Genomic DNA, 18,107 nt, shown 5'->3' on the forward strand with positions numbered 1-18,107 from the left:
CTGGACAACGTGAACGCTTCTTTGTCCGGATCGCCGAACATGAGTTACTGTAGGAGAGTCACAATCCATTGGGAAGTAGGCACTTGCAGGTGCCTTACAGTCAGGAAGGTGCCGCATGGCCGAGCCGGAATGGGATCCGTACGACCGGAACTGCCCGACCAGGCGGATGCTCGATCGCATCGGGGATCGTTGGACGGTGCTCGTCGTCGGCGCACTGGCCGCTGGTCCGCTGCGCTACAGCGAGCTGCGTAAGCGCATCGACGGGGTATCACAAAAGATGCTCACCCAGACGCTGCGTGGTCTCGAACGTGACGGTCTCGTACTGAGAACGATGACGCCGCAGATCCCGCCGCGTGTTGATTACGAACTCACCGAGGCCGGGCAATCGTTGCGGGCACCACTGAAAGCACTTGAAGACTGGGCAATAGACCACATGGCAGCGATCATCGAAGCCCGCGACGCCTACGACGAGGCACCATGAACATCGCACCGCTGATCGAGTACTTCGCGGGCGAACGCGGTCAGATCATCCCACCTGCCGCCTTGAATGACCGCCGCCTTCTCGCCGCACTGCTGACACTGCGAGGGCCTGGCCAGATCCCGGAAGAAGTCAGCGCACTGCTCGACGCGCTGCTGTCAGAAGAAGCCGAGGCGCGCGGTTCCATCGCGGCCGAGGAACTCCCGACACTCGCCGCACAAGGGGCAGCATTCGGGGCGGTTGCCGAGCGTATGCGCCTGTGGCGCGGTGACCTGACCGTGTTGCGCGCGGATGCCATCGTCAATGCCGCGAACAGCCAGATGCTGGGATGCTTCATTCCCGGCCACCTCTGCATCGACAACGTGATCCACGCCTCCGCGGGTCCGGGTCTGCGAGCAGAATGCGCCGAGCACATGCGCCGCCAGGGCACCCCGAGCCAACCGGCACCGCCACCCTGACTGCCGGGTATCACCTGCCCGCGGCGTTCGTGATCCACACCGTCGGCCCGATGGTGCCGACCCGCCAACCCACCGCCGACGACGAGGCAGCACTTACATCCTGCTATCGCTCGATCCTCGACGCAGCCGACGAGCACAGCGGAATCCGCACGGTCGGGTTCTGCGCGATCTCCACCGGCGTGTTCGGATACCCCAAAGATTCCGGCGCGCGTGTCGCGATCCGCACGATCCGCGACTGGCTCACCGAACACCCCGACAGCCGTGTCGAGCCGCTCGTCACCGCCTTCACCCCGGCCGATGAAGCCGTATATCTCGACGCCATCCGAGAGGTACTCACGTGAATGACCTTCGTGACGCTGCCGAATGGATCACGGCTGCCGACCGGGTACTCATCACCGCCGGCGCTGGTCTGTCGGCTGCTGCCGGGTTCGATTACACCGATCGTGAACGCTTCGCCGAACTGTTCCCGGCACTGCACCGGGCGGGCTTTCGCGCACGCTACGAGATGATCGGCCGCGACCTGCCACCCGAATACCTCTGGGGTTTCTGGGCCGTGCACACCGAAGACATCCGCTTCAACCCTGAACCATCACCGCTATACCAGCGGCTGCGCGGCATTATTGACGACCGCGGCTATTTCGTGATGACCTCGAACGTCGACCAGCTCTTCTCACGTAACGGCTTCGACTCTGAACGCATCTACACCCCGCAAGGCGACTACGGTCTCTACCAGTGCCTCACCCCCCCGCACGAGGGAGGTCTGGCCGTCCGAGCCGATCATTCGCAAAGCACTCGACCACTACGATCCGATGACCGGAAAAGTCGACCCAACAGCGATCCCGGTATGCCCGAACTGCGGCGGAGAAGTGTTCCTCAACGTGTACGCCGGATCCTGGTACATAGGCCATCGACCAACTCACACACCCGTCAGAAGCCTCATCATGAACCTTTCCCGCTCTCACCGTCACCGGAGCGACCGGACACATCGGAGGCTTGCTGGCCCGGCGACTCGCCGAGCCGTTCGCCACCATCGTCCGTGAATCCCACCAGAACGGCTTGCCGAAGGAGAGGGTGCGGAACACGAACACGACGAACCTACGCATGTCGCGTGTTCCCGTAAGACACTTTGGGTGGAGCTAAGGGGAATCGAACCCCTGACCTACTCGATGCGAACGAGTCGCGCTACCAACTGCGCCATAGCCCCGGGCAAGCGCGCGATGCGATTGACCGTGTGCCACTGTAGCAGCCTCACCGGCAGTCTTTCCAAACCGGGCAGGTGGAGGCTCTGCGCGCGATAGAACCGGCGTATGAACATGCGGCTTTGGGTGCTGGTGGTGTCGGTGGTGCTGGCCGGGGTGCTGTGCGGGCCGACACAGGCGGGGGCGGCGGTGCCGCCGCTCGGATCGGATTTCGAATTCGGGGTCGCCCAGGCCGGGTTCCAGTCGGAGGGCCACAACCGGGATTCGAACTGGGTGCGCTACGGCGACCAGGGCAAGGTGCGGCAGAAGGTGGGCAACAGTGTCGACTTCTATCACCGGTATCTGCAGGACATCGCGCGGGCGAAGGCGCTCGGTGTCCGGATCTATCGCACCAGCGTCGAATGGTCGCGGGTGCAGCCACGGCCGGGACGGTTCGACGATGTCGGCTGGGCGTTCTACGACCGGGTGATCCGGGCGGTCGTCGACGCCGGGATGCGGCCGATGATCACCCTCAATCACTGGGTCCATCCCGGCTGGGAGGTCGACCGCGGCGGCTGGAACCGGACGGGCATGGCAGATGACATGGTGGCCTTCGGTACACGCGTGGCGGACCGGTACAGTTGGGCCGATCCGCTGTGGATCACGTTCAACGAACCGACCGAATACGTTCGGCGTGAACTCATGTACGGCGGGGTGCGGCCCGAGAACGCGACGCGGATGGTCGATGGCATCATCGACGCCCACCGCAGGCTCTATCGCCACATCCATGCCGTGCAACCGGGCGCCGAGGTGTCGACGAACATGGCTTACTTTCCGGTACCCGGGCTCGGACCCTGGCTGGAAGGTCTGTTCCCGGAACGTCTTCGGGACAGCATGGACTTCATCGGCGTCGACAACTACTACTCGCTCTCGGTCACCGATCTGAGCGTGGCGCTGGCGGCGACGGGTGAACTGTGGAAGGCGTCGCAGGCACCGGAAAGCATCTACTACGTGCTCCGGCATCTGGCCGGGCGATATCCGGGCGTGCCGATCCGCATCATCGAGGCCGGAATGGCCGGTGCCCCCAACGGTGTTCGGCCCGACGGGTACCGGCGCGGCGACCACCTGTGGGACACCGTCTACTGGGTGCAGCGCGCCCGGCAGGACGGCGTCACAGTGATCTCGTTCAACTATTGGAGCATCACCGACAACTACGAGTGGGGCGACTACGGTCCGCGATTCGGATTGTATTCGGTTGATGTGCACCATGATCGGTCACTGACACGCACGCCGACCGATGCCGTCGCCGGTTACCGGCAGATCACCCGGCAGGGGGGTGTGCCGACCGGATATCGCCCCACCCGCCTGCCGGTGGCGTGTTCGCTGGTGTCGGTGCCCGACAGCTGCCGGTACCCGGCGGTGGTGCGCTGAGCCGCCGGGGGGTGAACGGCAAACGCAAACGCCGACTGTCCGGTGTGGATGAGGTGGTGCTCGGTCAGCGGTCTTCGGCTGCTGGCATCCGGTCAGCGAACGTGATGGCCAGAACTCACCAGCACACGGGAGGCCCGCTTTCATGTTGACACGGGAGAACGATGTGGAAGTACATGCTTTGCATAAACGGGGGTGGACGATCTCGGCGATCGCCCGCTATACCGGGCACGACAGGAAAACGATCCGGGCCTATCTCAACGGGGAACGCACTCCGGGTGAGCGCAAGAAGCCGGCGGTCGATCTGTTCGATCCGTTCCTGGCCTATGTCCGGGCGCGGTTGGACGAGGATCCGCATTTGTGGTCGCGCACGTTGTGCGACGAACTCGAGGATCTGGGCTACACGCAGTCGTACCAGAGGTTGACCCGCCAGATCCGGCAGCGCGGGCTGCGTCCGCGGTGCGAGGAGTGCGCGCAGGTGACCGAACGTGCGAACGCGGTCATTGAGCACCCGCCGGGTGAAGAGACGCAATGGGATTGGGTTGAACTGCCGAACCCGCCGGCCGGATGGAATTGGGGCCCGGCGGCGTATCTCCTTTTCGGGTCGCTAGCGCATTCGGGTCGTTGGCGCGGCTATCTGGCGCCGGATATGACTCGCCCGCAGGTGATCGCCGGCCTTGACCGCATCACCCGCCGACTCGGTGGTGTCACCAAGAAGTGGCGGTTCGATCGGATGGCCACGGTGTGTCACCCGGCGACCGGGGCGTTGACTGCCGAGTTCGCGGGCGTGGCCAAGCATTACGGGGTGTCGGTGGCCGTGTGCCCACCACGGCGCGGGAATCGTAAAGGTTTGGTGGAGAAGGCCAACCACACTGCCGCGCAACGGTGGTGGCGCACCCTACCGGATGATATGAGTGTGACCGAGGCGCAAGCCAGCTGCGACACGTTCTGCCGCACCCGTTCCGATGTGCGGATGCGCCGAACGAAAGAAGGCCGGGCGAACGTGGCCACCGTGGCTGCACGCGAGCCGCTGAGCGCTCCGACTGCGACCGGTTCGTCGACCAGGCCCCGCGCTCGGGGTCTACGCCCAACTCCTCGACGAGGACACCTACCTGTGTTCGGTGTCGACGATGTACCGGATCCTGCGGGAGAACCTGCAGGTCACCGACCGTCGGCGACAGGCTCGACATCCGACGAAGGACCGCCCCGAGTTAGTCGCCGAAGCCCCGCGGCAGGTCTACACGTGGGACATCTCCAAACTCGCCGGCCCGACCAAGGGCGTCTACTTCGACGACTGCGTGATGGTCGACATCTATTTCCGCTACATCGTTGGCGTCCACGTCCAGGCCCGCGAGCCCGGTCTGCTCGCCGTGGAGAACGTGGTCCACGCGGACCGGGGAACGTCGATGACCAGCAAACCCGTCGCGGCCCGAAGATCCTGGACCTGCCCACCGAAGCCTGGATCAACAAACCCGCTGCCATCGACGGCACCGAACCCGCGGCGGATCAGGCCGCCGCGTAACACCCGTTGGACTCAATCACCTTGACAAGTTCCGGAAGCCCGCGGTGCTCGAACTCGGCGGCAAATCGGCCAACATCATCTTCGATGACGCCGACCTGGACACCGCATGCACGGTGGGAACGATGATCCCCATCGGGGTCGTGTCGGGCCAGGGTTGCGCCTTCCCGACCCGAATGCTCGTGCAGGACACTGTTTACGATGAGGTTGTTGCCCGGGTCGCGGCGGTGGCACAGCAGATCACCGTGGGGGATCCGTTCGGTCCCGCGAACATGTCCGGCCCGGTGGTGAACCGCGCCGCGTTCGATCGCATCCTTGGAATGATCGAGCGGGCGAAGGAATCCGGGGCGTGGTTGGTCACCGGTGGCAAAGCGTTGCAGTTGGACGGGGACCTGGCGGGCGGGTACTTCATCGAGCCCACAGTCTTTGCTGATATCGATCCCTATTCCGAGCTCGCTCAGAACGAGGTTTTCGGTCCGGTTCTCGCGATCACGCGTTTCGGCACCGAGGAAGAGGCAATCGAGATCGCCAATGCGACGAGATATGGGCTTTCCGGCTATATCCAGACGTCCAATGTGAAGCGTGCGCTCCGGGTGGCAGAGGAGATGGTGACGGGAGAGGTACTGGTGAACGGCGCCGCCAACCTGAACCCGGTCCGTCCCTTCGGTGGTTTCGGGCTCAGCGGAACGGGCAAGGAGGGCGGGTTCGCCGGCATCGAGGAATTCCTACGAACCAAGGGTGTCAGCATCGCCTGAACCCTGGTGCCGGCGGTCGATCCGTGCCCCGCCCGATCTACCGCCGGCACACCCATGTATCCGTTGGTCTGACGTCAGTGGCCGCACTCGTGCTGATGCTGACGTGATACCAGGGAGTCGACGACTGAATTGTCTGCCCCGAGCTCGGGGGCGTCACATCTCGACGACGGGATGTGGCTGATCAGGGCAGACGGTGCGGCATCGAGCAAGCGCGTCGACGCCGAACGAGCGTATTTCGCCGCGACTCGAGAGAGAGTGACATCGATGAGGGCACCGCCACCGTCGCGGAGGGATTCGGCGACCAGGAGCGCGGCTTCGAGACCGGTGAGCGGATCGGCGATTGCGTCGCCACAAAAGACTGCACCCCGCGGTGTGCATGCGACGAGACGGCCAGCGACCGCGGCATCGTCCCGAAACCGACCCAGTTCGAATACGGATGGTGCGTCGCGTGGGCAGTGATCCGGAGCCAGACCTGTCCCGGGCGAGGTGGACTCGGTACCACCCGAGCTGGCCATGGGTGAGGTCACCGTCACCGAAGCCCTCGGCGGCGACCACATCGACATCGCGACCGCATCGGGCATCGTGATCGCCCGACACGTCCTCGCCCCACGCGGGGCCGACGTCCAGGTCGGTGATCACGGGAATGTCCTCGCACTGGAAACGTTGGTCAAAGGCCAGGCCGCCACCGGTGGGCGCCCGTACTGCCGCCAGGAACGCATCCCGCCCGGCGAAGCCACCCAAGAGGAAGCAAACAAATTTCGTACCAACAACTCTCACAACAACTCTGATACTGATCGTGTCGGGTCGGTTGTTGATCTTGCCGTCTACGAACGTGCCGCACAGAACAGGAACACACTGCGCGCCGGGGACTTCGTCTCCTGCCCCGGAGATGTCGAACACATCTTCGAGGCGCGCGAACCGGGTACCGTCGCGGTGATGGTCACCGAAGTGTCCTGAGCTGGGCTGTTCGTGCGGCAGTGGGCGATGTCACCATCGCGTCGGGTGGCAACAACTGTTACCGACGGGTAGTCTTCAGGGGAGTGACCGCACCTCGGTGCGGCAACGCGTCGTAGAACGCTTCGTTGCGGGTCGGTGACCCGCCACCAGACTTTCGTACGGCGAACGAGCTCGCAAGCCCGCGTGTTCGCCCATTGACATCCTCCGCCCCCGGGCGTCGCAGGCATGTCCAGATCGTGAAAGCCAATAATCGATGACCGTAACATTCGAATCCCTCGGCGTGCCCGCAAACATTGTGAAAGCACTTGCCGCAGAAGGAAAAACAGAAGCATTTGAGATCCAGGCGGCCACCCTGGCGGACACCCTCGCCGGTGGCGACGTCCTCGGCCGTGGCAAGACCGGCTCGGGCAAGACCCTGGCCTTCTCCATTCCCGTCGTCGCGCGGCTGGCGCAGGCCAAGGCCGACGGCCGCATCCGCCGCACCTCCGGCGCCCCCACCGGCCTGATCCTGGCGCCCACCCGAGAGCTGGCCACTCAGATCGCCGCCGCGCTCAACCCCCTGGCGCAGACCGCGGACCTCGTGGTCACCACCGTTTTCGGTGGTGTCAAGCAAGGCCGCCAGGTGGAGGCCTTCCGGCGTGGGGTCGACATCGTCGTCGCCTGCCCCGGCCGCCTCGAAGACCTGATGGGGCAGGGTATCGTCCGGCTCGACAAGGTACAGATCACCGTTCTCGATGAGGCCGACCACATGGCCGACCTCGGCTTCCTGCCCGGCGTCACCCGCATCATGAAGGCCACCCCGGCCGACGGCCAGCGGCTGCTGTTCTCGGCGACTCTGGACAACGGTGTCGACGTGCTGGCCCGCAAGTTCCTGCATTCGCCCACCCTGCATTCGGTGGATGAGGCATCCTCGCCGGTGCCGGCCATGACCCACCACGTGTTCGAGGTGGCTCCCGACCGCAAGAACGACCTCGTCGCCGAACTGGCCTCGGGCAGCGGCCGCAGGATCCTGTTCACCCGCACCAAGCACCAGGCCCGGAAGTGGGCGAAGAAGCTGACCTCCGACGGCATCCCCGCCGTCGACCTGCACGGCAATCTGTCGCAGCCGCAACGTGACCGGAATCTGTCGGCGTTCGCCGACGGCAGCGTCCGGGTACTGGTGGCCACCGACGTCGCCGCCCGCGGTGTGCACGTGGACGGTATCGAACTCGTCGTACACGTCGATCCGCCCGCCGAACACAAGGCCTACCTTCATCGTTCGGGCCGTACCGCCCGCGCGGGCAGCTCCGGCGACGTGGTGACGGTGTGCCTGCCCGAGCAGCGTCGGGACGTGGCGCAGTTGCTGCGCAAGGCCAAGATCTCGGTGAGCCCGCAACCGGCCGACGCCCGTAGCGCCGCCGTCGACGAACTGGTCGGCGAGCGCGCTCCTCGCGTGAAACCGCAACCGGTGCAACCGGCCCAGGCCGGTTCGCGGCCCTCGCAGTCGCGTCCCGCCCGCGGCGGCGGACGTGGTTCGGCCGGCCGCAGCGGTTCGGGCCGGGGCACCTCGGGAGCCTCACGCACCGGCGGCCAGCGCAGTGCCGAGGGCGCCGAGTCGCGTCGCGGCGGTGACGCCCGGGGCGGTAGTGCCCGTGGCGGCAACACCCGGGGCACCGCACACAGGGGAACCTCGGCCCGGGGCGGCAGTGCTCGCGGCACCGGCTCGCGTGGCGGTAGTGCCCGCGGCGGAGCCCCGCGATCGGGCGCCTCGCGCTCCGGAACCGCCCGCAACGCCTGACGTCGGCGGCGTGTCCGGGTGACCCTCGGACCGCGCGGACCCCTGAGATGATGGTGCGATGGAGAAGATTCTCGTCGTTGTCGTAGGGGTCCTCGCCGTCGCGCTCGCGCAGGAGATCGGTCCCCGAATCCGGATCTCACCCCCGCTGATCCTCGTGGTGACCGGTGCGATCGTGGGGATCCTTCCGTTCATTCCCGAGATCGAACTCGACCCCGAATGGATTCTCGTCGGGGTGCTGCCGCCGTTGCTGTACTCGGCGGCGGTGTCGATGCCTGCGATGGATTTCCGCCGTGAACTCGGCACGATCAGCGCACTGTCGTTTCTGCTGGTGCTGGTCAGCGCCGTCGGTCTCGGCTTCTTCTTCACCTGGCTGATTCCCGACCTCGGCATCGCCACCGGCATCGCGCTCGGCGCGATCGTCAGCCCCACCGACGCGGTGGCCACCTCCATCGCCAAACGGGTGGGGGCGCCGAGCCGGGTGATCGCGGTCCTCGAGGGCGAGAGCATGCTCAACGACGCCAGCGCGCTGGTGTTGCTGCGTGCGGCGGTCGCGGCCACCGCCTCGTCGATCTCGTTCGCCGGGGTCGCGGTCAACTTCCTGTACGCGGTCCTCGCGGCGGTGGTCATCGGTGCGATCGTCGGTGCGGTCAACCTGCGGGTGGGCGCCCTGGTGCGCAACGCGACCGTGAATACCGCCATATCGTTCACCGTGCCGTTCCTGGCCTACCTGCCCGCCGAGGAACTGGGCGCCTCCGGCCTGGTCGCGGCCGTCACGGCGGGGCTGGTCACCGGTACCGGCGCCGTCAAATACCTGACCCCGCAGCACCGTTTTTCCGACCGGCAGAACTGGCGGACCATCGAGCTGATTCTCGAGGGCGGTGTCTTCCTGATCATGGGGCTGGAGTTGTACGGCCTGGTCCGCGACGCACAGCGCGACCACAGCGGTGTGCTCGCCGCACTGGGGATCGGGGTGGCGGCGCTGGTGGTGGTCACGGCTATCCGGGCGATCTATGTGGTGCCGCTGGTGTGGTGGCTCGGCTACAAGGCGGGCCGGCGGTCCGATCAGCGTGAGTTCCTCGCCGACGCCAGCGAGGCGGTGCACGCTCGTCGGCTGGAGTTCGACCCGGCCGAGCGCGCCGGCAGGCGCAGGCCGGGGATGCGGCGATTGCTGCGGCGCAGGCGCCTGGATGACCTCGGCGACGCCGACCTGAGCGGGGTGTCCGTCGACACCGCCGCGTTGTACGACTCGCGGCTCACCCGGCGGCTTGCCGACATCGACTACGTGCTGGCCGCCCCGATGGGCAGGGCGGAGGGCACGATCATCATCTGGGCGGGAATGCGCGGTGTGGTCACTCTGGCCGCGGCGCAGACGCTGCCCGCCGACACCGAGTCACGTCCGATGCTGGTGCTGATCGCCTTCGTGGTGGCGGCGTTGTCGTTGCTCGTACAGGGTGGAACGCTCCCTCTGCTGATCAAGCGGCTCAAGCTACCGGACATGTCGCAGAATCGTGCGGCGGGCCGTGCCCGGCTGCGCCGCGAGATGGGAGTCGCGGCGAGCCGGGTGATCGCCGAATCGCCCTCGGTGCACGATTCGCCGGCTCTGCGCGCTCGCGTGGTGCAGTGGACCCAGCGTGCCGACGAGCAGAAGCAGGCCGACGACGAGGCCGACGACACCATGCCGTCGCCGGCGCAGATCGGTGCCGAATACACCCGAATCCGCCGCGCCATCATCGCCGCGCAGCGCGAGATCCTGCTGCGCCACCGCGAATCAGGCGTCTACAGTTCGGGATTGCTGACCCGTGAACTGGCCCAGCTCGACGCCGAGGAGATCAGCCTGGACATGCGCGCCGCAGAATGAGATCACTTTCCGTGGGAGGCGAAGGGCAACAACGCCATGTCGCGGGCATTGCGGATCGCGGTGGCCACCTGACGTTGCTGCTGCGGGGTGAGGCCGGTGACCCGGCGGCTGCGGATCTTGCCCCGGTCGGACAGGAACTGGCGTAGCAGCGCCACATCCTTGTAGTCGATGGCGGGTGTGGTTCCGGTCGACTTACTCAGCGCGGCAAGCCTGTTGGCCGCTTTGCGGGTCGGTTGTTCGGGACGTCGGTGGGGGTGAGATTTACCCATGATTGAGTTCCTTTGAGCGAGAGTAGTTGTCACCAACTGGATTTGGTGATTCCCGGTAGTTCACCGCGGTGGGCCATTTCACGAAAGCGAATCCGGGACAGTCCGGCTTTGCGCAGGTAGCCGCGGGGCCTGCCGTCGACGGCGTCGCGATTACGCAACCGGGTGGGGCTTGCATCTCGAGGCATCCGCTGAAGCTGTTGCCGGGCAAGATTTTTCTGGTCCTGACCGGCTGCGGGGTCGGCGATGACGCGTTTGAGCTCGGCGCGGCGGGCGGCGTATCGCGACACCGTCTCGCGTCGTTGCTCGTTGCGGATGATCTTGGACTTCTTCGCCATCAGCGGTCCTCTCTGAATTCGACGTGCCGCCGGACGACGGGGTCGTACTTGCGCAGCACGATCCGGTCGGGATCGTTGCGGCGGTTCTTGCGCGTCACGTAGGTGTAGCCGGTGCCGGCGGTGGACCGGAGTTTGACGATGGGGCGGATGTCGTTGCCGGCCATCAGAGTTTCTCTCCGTTGGCCCGGATTCGCGCGACCACCGCTTCGATGCCGTCGCGGTCGATTGTCTTGATGCCCTTCGCCGATACCCGCAGCGTCACGTACCGATCCTCGCCGGGCACGTAGTAGCGGCGCCGTTGGATGTTGGGGTTCCAGCGGCGGGGGGTTCTCTTGTGCGAGTGTGACACCTGTTTGCCGAAACCGGGACTGCGTCCGGTGACTTGGCAGTGCGCCGACATGGGACCTCCTTGAACAGGGCTATTGGTAATGATTGGCATTAGTGCTGAACGCACGGTAGCGTGTTCACGGTGCAAATGGAAATCACTCCCAGTAAGCCTGGGTCGCGCACGCCGGTGATTCTGGTGACCGGACTCGACCGCGACGCCATCGACCGTGTGTCCGGCGCGGTCGCCGAAGCGATCGCCGCCCGTGGCTCCGGCGAGACGGCGATCGTTGCTCACGACTTATCCAGGGTTGCCGACGGTGAGGTGATCCGGACCCTGCGCAGCGGTGGATACTTCGCGCGCACCAGGGTCGAGCTCGAACACGCCTGCGGATCGTGCACGGTCCGCGCCGACCTGCTGCCATTGCTGCGGCAACTGCACCGCCGAGCCGACATCGGTGCCGTCGTCGTCGCACTCGATCCCGTGCTTGAGCCCGAGGCGGTCACGTGGGCCATCGACAACGTGGTCGTCGACGGGATGCCGGGCTATGTAAGGGCACCGGCGGCCCACGAGGTGCGGGTGGCGCTGACTGTCGCGTGCGTCGCGGAGATGGACTGGCTGGAAGCGGCCACCGGCGATATCACCATGGACGAGGCCGGTCTGATCATCGGGGTCGGCAATGACGAACGCACACTGGCTCAGGTGGCTGTCGGTCAGGTCGAATTCGCCGACGCCCTGGTGCTTGCCGGCTGCGACGCGGTGGCCCGCGACTCCTGGCTGACCGCGCGCACCGCGGCGGTACTCAAACGTCTGGCACCGGCCGCCCCGCTGATCATGGAGATACCGCAGCGACCATTCACCCCGGCCATCGCGGCCACCATGTTGTCGGCGATTCCCGAACACACTCCGCACGGCCGGATCGCGAATCCGTTCGATTCTCTGCTGCGCGGAAGGCCGCCGTTGCACGAGGACTGCGGCGTGGTGTTGTTCGAGTTCTCCGCGCAGCGCCCCTTTCATCCTGGCCGGCTGCACGAGGCCATCGACGAACTGCTCGAGGGCGTGGTGCGGGCGCGCGGAAGGCTTTGGCTGGCAACACAACCCGATCGTGCGCTGTGGCTCGAGTCGGCCGGCGGCGGCCTGCGCGTCGACGCCGACGGTCGGTGGCTGGCCGCTATGGACGACGACGAACTCGCCGACGCCGACCCCGAGCATCGGGCGATGGCGGCGCTGCGCTGGGACGACGAGTACGGCGACCGGCATTCGAGCATCGTGATCCTGGCGCACCGCGCCGATCCCGACCACATCCGTGCCGCACTGCGCCGGGCCTGCCTCACCGACGATGAGATGACGCAGGGACAGATCCTCTGGATGGCCTATGACGATCCGTTCGGCCTCGAACACGTCGACCCGTGTCCGGACGGCGCGGGCATTCCCGATCAGGCGGACAGTGAATCGATCACACCGAAAGGACAGCAATGAAACCCGGCATCCACCCCGACTATCGCCCCGTCGTCTTCCGTGACGCGTCCACCGGAAAGGAATTCCTGACCCGCTCGACCGCCGACTCCGAACTGACCGTCGAGTGGTCCGACGGGCGCACCTATCCGCTGATCGTCGTCGATGTCACCAGTGATTCGCATCCCTTCTGGACCGGCAGCGCACGACTGGTCGACAGGACGGGCCGCGTGGAACGTTTCCGTCGCCGGTACGGCGAGCGGGGGCGGTAGACCTCGCGGCGGCTTCCCGGGGCCGGTCCGGGTCAGTCCAGCAACACCGGTGCGGTCGACATCAAGGTCAGAACGGCGGCGGCGAGCAGAAACCACGACGCGCCCTGCCACACCTGCCAGCGGCCCCCGGCCTGCCAGCTGCGGTAGGTGATCCACAGTGAACTGAACGCGCCGACGAACATGACCGCGGGGGCGGCCGCGATCATCGCGGTGCGCAGCGATCCCGACGACAGGGCCGCCACACCGAAACATGCCAGAACGAACACGATGGTGATGATCGCGTGGGTCGCGGCCCGCCGGACGTCGGAATTCGATCCGGGCTGATGCTGCTGACCTGTGCTCATCGTCTGCTTCCCTGAGGTTGTGTCGGGTTGTGGTGCGGTCGGCGGTTCCCGCCGTGTGGTGGACCCACACGCCGGTGCGGCCAACGGTTCCCGCCATGTCGTTCCCGAGGGGGTCCCCGAGCCAGTCTACGCGTCAAAAAGTACCCCTGATCAGGACCAACTTCCCTTGGATTCGGCGTCCGCGATCGGCATGATGGGGAGTTGGGGGCTGAGGATTCTACGGAGAGTGAGGCCACATGAACGCGATCCTGGTCGGTGTCGACGGATCGGAAGCATCGACGGGCGCGGTGCGCTGGGCGGCGCGGACCGCCGAACTGGAAGGCGCCGAGCTGAAGATCATCGGTGTCTACGATGTGCGGACCAGCAACTACGCGCCGGGCCTGATCATCCCGCAGGACGTCATCGAGGCGGTACGTCAGGATGCCACCGACGCGGTCAACGCGGCCGCCGCCGTGGCCAAGGAGACGGCGCCGTCGATCACCGTCCAGGCATCCATCACCGACGGGGACGCCGCGCATGTGCTGCTCGAACTCGGCAAGGATGCGTCGGCGATCGCGCTGGGCACTCGGCACCTGGGCACCTTCCGCGGTCTGTTCCTCGGGTCGGTCAGCACCAGCGTCGCCGCGCACGCGCACGGCCGGGTCGCGGTCGTCGCCGGCGATGCCGGGGACGGCCCGGTGGTGGTCGGTGTCGACGATTCGCCGGTGAGCGATGCGGCAGTGGCCGAGGCGTTCCGGCAGGCCGCCTTGCGTGATGTGCCGCTGGTCGCGGTTCACACGTGGACCCCGCTCGACGCCGACGCGCTGCACGGGTACGGGATCGAACCCGACGAGATCACGCGGATGTCGGAGGAGGCACTGGAGGCGCTCGGTGAGCGCCTGGCGGGATACTCGGGCGACTACCCGGACGTGACCGTCCAGCATGTGGTGCTGCCCGACGAACCGGCCAAGGCGGTGCTCGACGCCGCCGGTACCGGCGCGTCACTGATCGTCGTCGGAAGCCGCGGCCGGGGCGGGTTCAAGGGTATGCTGCTCGGCTCCACCAGCCAGAAGGTGCTGCAGCAGGCGCAGGTACCGGTTCTCGTGGTGCGCGACTGACACAGACGCGGGCCTGCCCGATACTCTCGGACCCATGGCGAGGCCGAGTGGTAATGACATGACCCGGCGGAACCCGGGCGCGGTGGCCAAGCGCCCGGGTTCGGCCGTGGTCAAACAGCCCGGTGACGACGTGGCGTCGCGGCCCGGAGCGGACGTATCCGCGGGCCCGGTCGACGCGCCGAAGACGTTTAAACCGGCGCGGGTGGCGCTCGCGCTGGGGAGCGGCGGTGCCCGTGGCTACGCGCACATCGGGGTGATCGACGAACTCCTCGCGCGTGGCTACGAGATCGTCACGGTGTCCGGGTCGTCGATGGGAGCCCTCGTCGGTGGCCTGCACTGCGCGGGCAAACTCGGCGAATTCGCCGACTGGGCGTCGACCCTGACACAACTCGATCTGGTGCGGCTGATGGACGTCTCGTTGTCCAAGGCGGGCGTGATCGGCGCAGAACGCGTGGTGACCCGGGTGCGCGAGATTCTCGGCGACGTCGTGATCGAGGACCTGCCCACCCCGTTCACCGCGGTTGCCACCGACCTCACCGCGGGCCGGTCGATCTGGTATCAGCGGGGCAGTCTCGTCGACGCGATCCGGGCCTCTATCGCGATCCCGGGTGTGATCAGCCCGCATTCGTATCAGGGGCGCATCCTCGGCGACGGCGGCATCCTCGACCCGCTGCCGGTGGCGCCGACCGCCGCCGTGCTCAGCGATGTAACCGTCGGGGTGATCCTCGGCAACGATTTCACGCCCGACGAGGGTGCCTCGCGCGGGTCGCGGAGCGCGGGGATGATGCGGCGCAACGTCGCACCCCTGCTCGACAACGACTTCGTCAAATCGGTCCGGGACCGCTTCGGTGTGGAACTGCCGGACTACCTCGACGGTCCGGACGCCCGCACGGGTGAACTCGTGCCCGCCGACGCGGATCCGGCCGCACGTGCCCGGATGGGCAAGGTGGAGGTGCTGACCCGGTCGCTCGACATCATGCAGGAAGCGCTGGCCCGGTACCAGACGGCCTCACACCCGCCCGACGTACTGATCCGCGTGCCGCGAAAATCCGCACGCACCTTGGACTTCCACCGGTCGGCAGAGCTGATCGAGATCGGCCGCACGCTGACCGCGGCCGCGTTGGATCAACTGCCGGAACGGATCTGAGTGAGGAGCATTCCCCGCGGCATCTGGGTGCTGCTGTCGGCCAATGTCGTCATCGCCCTCGGATACGGGCTGATCGCACCGGCGCTGCCCAGCTTCGCCCGCAGTTTCGACGTCGGGATCACCGCCGCCTCGGCCGTCGTGTCGGCGTTCGCCGTGATGCGGCTGATCTTCGCACCCGGCGCCGGCCGGCTGATCGCGGTGGTCGGCGAGCGGCGCGTCTACCTGGTCGGGCTGCTGATCGTGGCGATCAGCACACTCGCCTGCGCGTTCGCCCAGAACTACTGGCAGCTGCTGGTTTTCCGTGGCCTGGGCGGTATCGGTTCGACGATGTTCACCGTGTCGGCGATGGGCTTGCTGATCCGGATGGCGCCGGACGACATCCGCGGCCGGGTGTCGGGATACTTCTCCGCCGGTTTCCTGATCGGCAACATCACCGGACCGCTGATCGGCAGCGCTCTGGTCGGCTTCGGTCTGCGGATGCCGTTCGTGGTCTATGCGATCGCGCTGATCATCGCCTCGATCGTGGTGGCCACCCAGTTGCGCGCCGACGGCGACACACCGGGGTCGGGGCAGCCGACCGGTGGGGTGGCCGTCTCGCTGGCCGCGGCCTGGGGCAACCGCGCCTATCGTGCGGTGCTCGTGTCGAACTTCGCCAACGGCTGGGCCTCGTTCGGCGTCCGGGTGGCGGTGGTGCCGCTGTTCGTCGTCGACGGCCTCGGTGAGGACGCGGCGCTGGCCGGTGTGGTGCTGGCCGCATATGCCGCGGGCAACGTGATGGCGATCATGACCGCCGGGCGGCTGTCGGACGCGCACGGCCGGCGCACGGTGATCCTGCCCGGCCTGGTGGTGGTATCCGTGGCCACCGCCGCGATGGGTTTCACCTCGTCGATCGTGGTGACGGTGGCGGTGTCGGCGGTGGCGGGTCTCGGGTCCGGGCTGTTCGTCCCCACCCAGCAGGCCACCCTCGCCGACGTCCTGGGCAACCGGGTCCGCGGCGGCTCGGCGCTGGCCGCGTTCTCGATGGCCAGCGACCTCGGGGCGGTCAGCGGTCCGATCGTGGTCGGTCTGATCGCGTCGACGGCCGGGTTCACCACGGCATTCGCCGTCACCGGCGGGGTGACCGCGATCGCGCTGCTGATGTGGCTGTTCGCACCGGAGACGGCACCGGCGCGGGTCGCCGAGAGCACGCCCGGACGAGCCGGCGACATGCCCTAGATTTATCCCATGGGTGAATTTGGGGTGTCGTCGGAGGTCGGTACGCTGCGCGGTGTCCTGCTGCACCGGCCGGGCGCCGAACTGAGCAGGCTGACCGAGGCCAACCGCGATCGGTTGCTGTTCGACGTAGTGCCCTCCCTGTCGGAGATGCGCGCCGAACACGACGCGTTCGCGCAGGTGCTGCGCGAACGCGGGGTGGAGGTGCTGCTGCTCGGTGACCTGTTGCCGCAGGCCATCGAACACAGCGGCGCCGCCCGCATCCAGGGGATTTCGGCGGCCGTCAGCGACCGGAGGCTGGGGCCTCCGCTGGCCGCCGAGGTGTCGGCGTATCTGCGCGGCCTGGCGCCCGCCGACCTGGCCCGGGTGCTCATCGAGGGCCTGGCGTTCGACGAACTGCCGGGTGAGATCGGGACGTCGGCGACGTCGCTGGTACGTTTCATGCACGCCGAGACCGATTTCGTGATCGATCCGCTGCCCAATCTCATGTTCACCCGCGACAGTTCGTTCTGGGTGGGTGACAGATTCGCCATCACCCGGCTCGCGTTCGCCGCGCGCAGCCGTGAGACCTCCCTCACCGACATCGTCTTCGCCCACCATCCGCTGTTCCTGGGTACCCGGCGCGCCTACGAGTCGCGCACCGCACCCGTCGAGGGTGGCGACGTGGTGCTGCTCGCGCCCGGTGTGGTGGCCGTCGGGGTGGGGGAACGAACCACCCCGGCGGGGGTCGAGGCGCTCGCGCGCAGCCTGTTCCGTGACGAACTGGCGCACACGGTGCTCGCGGTCGGGATCGCCCAGTCGCGCGCGTACATGCACCTGGGCACCATGGCCACCATGGTCGACACCGACGCGATGGTGATGAATCCGCAGATGCGCTGTGCTCCCACGTTCACGGTGAGCCGGGTGGCCGGAGGCGGTCCCGACGACCTCACCGTGACCGGGCCGACCGAGTTCGCCGACGTCGCGTCCCGGGCTATGGGGCTGGCGCGGCTGCGCGTGATCGACACCGCGCTCGACGCCGGTGCCGGCGACCTACCGGTGTACGGGGCCGACGGCAGCAACACACTGGCAGTCTCACCCGGCGTGGTCATCGCCTACGCGCACGCCACCGAGACCAACCGCAGGCTCCGCGACGTCGGCATCGAGGTGCTGGAGATCGCGGGCGGCGAGCTCGCGACCGGCCGCGGCGGGCCGCGGTGTCTGGCGTGCCCCGTCTCGCGCGCGGCGATCCCGGCCTGAGGGC

The 18,107-nt window shown here is 67.1% G+C and carries 20 protein-coding genes, 1 tRNA gene and 2 pseudogenes; 17 read left to right on the plus strand and 6 right to left on the minus strand.

Translation table 11 applies throughout. The annotated features are described in order from the left end of the window. Positions 1–115 precede the first annotated feature (115 nt). The 4 genes from GII31_RS05850 to GII31_RS05865 are packed head-to-tail and all read left to right on the plus strand — an operon-like array spanning position 116 to position 2,056. Positions 116–481 (plus strand): winged helix-turn-helix transcriptional regulator, encoded by a 366-nt coding sequence (locus GII31_RS05850; protein ID WP_213247641.1) that lies wholly within the window; start codon positions 116–118, stop codon positions 479–481. Next, positions 478–936 (plus strand): macro domain-containing protein, encoded by a 459-nt coding sequence (locus tag GII31_RS05855; protein ID WP_213247643.1) that lies wholly within the window; start codon positions 478–480, stop codon positions 934–936. The genes GII31_RS05850 and GII31_RS05855 overlap by 4 nt, the downstream gene beginning before the upstream one ends. After that, positions 879–1,277 carry a macro domain-containing protein gene (locus GII31_RS05860; RefSeq protein ID WP_213247645.1) on the plus strand — a complete coding sequence of 133 codons (399 nt, stop codon included), beginning with the start codon at positions 879–881 and terminating at the stop codon, positions 1,275–1,277. The genes GII31_RS05855 and GII31_RS05860 overlap by 58 nt, the downstream gene beginning before the upstream one ends. Next, a complete protein-coding gene (locus GII31_RS05865) occupies positions 1,274–2,056 on the plus strand; it encodes a hypothetical protein (protein ID WP_213247647.1) in 783 nt (260 codons plus the stop codon). The genes GII31_RS05860 and GII31_RS05865 overlap by 4 nt, the downstream gene beginning before the upstream one ends. An 11-nt stretch (positions 2,057–2,067) precedes the next feature. On the opposite strand, the gene GII31_RS05870 is transcribed toward GII31_RS05865, so the two are convergent. Then, positions 2,068–2,140: transfer RNA gene (locus GII31_RS05870), tRNA-Ala, on the minus strand. Positions 2,141–2,249: 109 nt separating this feature from the next. On the opposite strand from GII31_RS05870, the gene GII31_RS05875 reads away from it, so the two are divergent. From GII31_RS05875 to GII31_RS05905, 7 genes and pseudogenes are all read left to right on the plus strand, one after another. Next, on the plus strand, positions 2,250–3,545 hold the full coding sequence (locus GII31_RS05875) for a family 1 glycosylhydrolase (RefSeq protein ID WP_213249920.1): 1,296 nt from the start codon (positions 2,250–2,252) through the stop codon (positions 3,543–3,545). Between the two features lie 142 nt (positions 3,546–3,687). Beyond that, positions 3,688–4,590, plus strand: a pseudogene (locus GII31_RS05880) (IS21 family transposase); the annotation flags it as partial. Next, positions 4,590–4,972: pseudogene (locus GII31_RS05885) on the plus strand (IS3-like element ISAar44 family transposase); the annotation flags it as partial. The pseudogenes GII31_RS05880 and GII31_RS05885, both read left to right, overlap by 1 nt. Before the next feature lie 136 nt (positions 4,973–5,108). Then, positions 5,109–5,816, plus strand: coding sequence for an aldehyde dehydrogenase family protein (locus GII31_RS05890; RefSeq protein ID WP_246222121.1), 708 nt, complete (start codon positions 5,109–5,111; stop codon positions 5,814–5,816). 486 nt (positions 5,817–6,302) lie between these two features. Further along, positions 6,303–6,773, plus strand: a complete 471-nt coding sequence (locus GII31_RS05895) for a hypothetical protein (RefSeq protein WP_246222122.1) — start codon at positions 6,303–6,305, stop codon at positions 6,771–6,773. 253 nt (positions 6,774–7,026) lie between these two features. Next, positions 7,027–8,550: a DEAD/DEAH box helicase gene (locus GII31_RS05900; protein ID WP_213247649.1), complete on the plus strand. Its 1,524-nt coding sequence runs from the start codon at positions 7,027–7,029 to the stop codon at positions 8,548–8,550. A 58-nt stretch (positions 8,551–8,608) separates the two neighbouring features. Continuing rightward, positions 8,609–10,408 carry a cation:proton antiporter gene (locus GII31_RS05905; RefSeq protein WP_213247656.1) on the plus strand — a complete coding sequence of 600 codons (1,800 nt, stop codon included), beginning with the start codon at positions 8,609–8,611 and terminating at the stop codon, positions 10,406–10,408. Between the two features lie 2 nt (positions 10,409–10,410). On the opposite strand, the gene rpsR is transcribed toward GII31_RS05905, so the two are convergent. The 4 genes from rpsR to rpmB are packed head-to-tail and all read right to left on the minus strand — an operon-like array spanning position 10,411 to position 11,412. Next, complete coding sequence (rpsR, locus tag GII31_RS05910) at positions 10,411–10,677, minus strand: 30S ribosomal protein S18 (protein ID WP_213247658.1); 267 nt, start codon at positions 10,675–10,677, stop codon at positions 10,411–10,413. A 29-nt stretch (positions 10,678–10,706) separates the two neighbouring features. Next, positions 10,707–11,012: a 30S ribosomal protein S14 gene (rpsN, locus tag GII31_RS05915; RefSeq protein ID WP_213247660.1), complete on the minus strand. Its 306-nt coding sequence runs from the start codon at positions 11,010–11,012 to the stop codon at positions 10,707–10,709. Beyond that, positions 11,012–11,176 (minus strand): 50S ribosomal protein L33, encoded by a 165-nt coding sequence (gene rpmG, locus GII31_RS05920; protein WP_213247662.1) that lies wholly within the window; start codon positions 11,174–11,176, stop codon positions 11,012–11,014. Before rpmG ends, rpsN begins: the two co-directional genes overlap by 1 nt. Then, positions 11,176–11,412 (minus strand): 50S ribosomal protein L28, encoded by a 237-nt coding sequence (gene rpmB, locus GII31_RS05925; RefSeq protein WP_213247664.1) that lies wholly within the window; start codon positions 11,410–11,412, stop codon positions 11,176–11,178. Before rpmB ends, rpmG begins: the two co-directional genes overlap by 1 nt. 75 nt (positions 11,413–11,487) lie before the next feature. Here rpmB and mrf point away from each other — a divergent pair, with 75 nt between their 5' ends. Next, positions 11,488–12,816, plus strand: a complete 1,329-nt coding sequence (mrf, locus tag GII31_RS05930; RefSeq protein WP_287383798.1) for a ribosome hibernation factor-recruiting GTPase MRF — start codon at positions 11,488–11,490, stop codon at positions 12,814–12,816. Beyond that, complete coding sequence (locus GII31_RS05935; protein WP_213247668.1) at positions 12,813–13,064, plus strand: type B 50S ribosomal protein L31; 252 nt, start codon at positions 12,813–12,815, stop codon at positions 13,062–13,064. The genes mrf and GII31_RS05935 overlap by 4 nt, the downstream gene beginning before the upstream one ends. Before the next feature lie 32 nt (positions 13,065–13,096). Here GII31_RS05935 and GII31_RS05940 read toward each other — a convergent pair whose 3' ends face one another. Beyond that, entirely contained in the window at positions 13,097–13,408 is a 312-nt protein-coding gene (locus GII31_RS05940; protein WP_260840331.1) for a hypothetical protein, read from the minus strand. 236 nt (positions 13,409–13,644) lie between these two features. Here GII31_RS05940 and GII31_RS05945 point away from each other — a divergent pair, with 236 nt between their 5' ends. Genes GII31_RS05945 through GII31_RS05960 form a run of 4 tightly spaced genes read left to right on the plus strand, consistent with a single transcriptional unit; the run spans position 13,645 to position 18,103 of the window. Beyond that, positions 13,645–14,505: a universal stress protein gene (locus tag GII31_RS05945; RefSeq protein ID WP_213247672.1), complete on the plus strand. Its 861-nt coding sequence runs from the start codon at positions 13,645–13,647 to the stop codon at positions 14,503–14,505. Positions 14,506–14,563: 58 nt separating this feature from the next. Then, the gene (locus tag GII31_RS05950; protein ID WP_213247673.1) at positions 14,564–15,652 is read left to right on the plus strand and encodes a patatin-like phospholipase family protein; all 1,089 of its coding nucleotides are present in this window, start codon (positions 14,564–14,566) and stop codon (positions 15,650–15,652) included. Beyond that, on the plus strand, positions 15,653–16,867 hold the full coding sequence (locus tag GII31_RS05955; protein ID WP_213247675.1) for an MFS transporter: 1,215 nt from the start codon (positions 15,653–15,655) through the stop codon (positions 16,865–16,867). A 9-nt stretch (positions 16,868–16,876) separates the two neighbouring features. After that, the gene (locus GII31_RS05960; RefSeq protein WP_213247677.1) at positions 16,877–18,103 is read left to right on the plus strand and encodes an arginine deiminase; all 1,227 of its coding nucleotides are present in this window, start codon (positions 16,877–16,879) and stop codon (positions 18,101–18,103) included. The last annotated feature ends 4 nt before the right edge of the window (positions 18,104–18,107 follow it).

This window comes from Gordonia pseudamarae, assembly GCF_025273675.1.
Classification (GTDB): domain Bacteria; phylum Actinomycetota; class Actinomycetes; order Mycobacteriales; family Mycobacteriaceae; genus Gordonia; species Gordonia pseudamarae.

Excerpts from the sequence above, each read along its gene's own strand:
- mrf (WP_287383798.1), top strand. The coding sequence starts at position 11,488 with ATGGAAATCACTCCCAGTAAGCCTGGGTCGCGCACGCCGGTGATTCTG.
- GII31_RS05905 (WP_213247656.1), top strand. The coding sequence starts at position 8,609 with ATGGAGAAGATTCTCGTCGTTGTCGTAGGGGTCCTCGCCGTCGCGCTC.
- rpsR (WP_213247658.1), bottom strand. The coding sequence starts at position 10,677 with ATGGGTAAATCTCACCCCCACCGACGTCCCGAACAACCGACCCGCAAA.
- rpsN (WP_213247660.1), bottom strand. The coding sequence starts at position 11,012 with ATGGCGAAGAAGTCCAAGATCATCCGCAACGAGCAACGACGCGAGACG.
- GII31_RS05900 (WP_213247649.1), top strand. The coding sequence starts at position 7,027 with ATGACCGTAACATTCGAATCCCTCGGCGTGCCCGCAAACATTGTGAAA.
- rpmG (WP_213247662.1), bottom strand. The coding sequence starts at position 11,176 with ATGGCCGGCAACGACATCCGCCCCATCGTCAAACTCCGGTCCACCGCC.
- GII31_RS05950 (WP_213247673.1), top strand. The coding sequence starts at position 14,564 with ATGACCCGGCGGAACCCGGGCGCGGTGGCCAAGCGCCCGGGTTCGGCC.
- GII31_RS05945 (WP_213247672.1), top strand. The coding sequence starts at position 13,645 with ATGAACGCGATCCTGGTCGGTGTCGACGGATCGGAAGCATCGACGGGC.
- GII31_RS05860 (WP_213247645.1), top strand. The coding sequence starts at position 879 with ATGCGCCGAGCACATGCGCCGCCAGGGCACCCCGAGCCAACCGGCACC.
- rpmB (WP_213247664.1), bottom strand. The coding sequence starts at position 11,412 with ATGTCGGCGCACTGCCAAGTCACCGGACGCAGTCCCGGTTTCGGCAAA.
- GII31_RS05875 (WP_213249920.1), top strand. The coding sequence starts at position 2,250 with ATGCGGCTTTGGGTGCTGGTGGTGTCGGTGGTGCTGGCCGGGGTGCTG.
- GII31_RS05935 (WP_213247668.1), top strand. The coding sequence starts at position 12,813 with ATGAAACCCGGCATCCACCCCGACTATCGCCCCGTCGTCTTCCGTGAC.
- GII31_RS05940 (WP_260840331.1), bottom strand. The coding sequence starts at position 13,408 with ATGAGCACAGGTCAGCAGCATCAGCCCGGATCGAATTCCGACGTCCGG.
- GII31_RS05850 (WP_213247641.1), top strand. The coding sequence starts at position 116 with ATGGCCGAGCCGGAATGGGATCCGTACGACCGGAACTGCCCGACCAGG.
- GII31_RS05855 (WP_213247643.1), top strand. The coding sequence starts at position 478 with ATGAACATCGCACCGCTGATCGAGTACTTCGCGGGCGAACGCGGTCAG.
- GII31_RS05960 (WP_213247677.1), top strand. The coding sequence starts at position 16,877 with ATGGGTGAATTTGGGGTGTCGTCGGAGGTCGGTACGCTGCGCGGTGTC.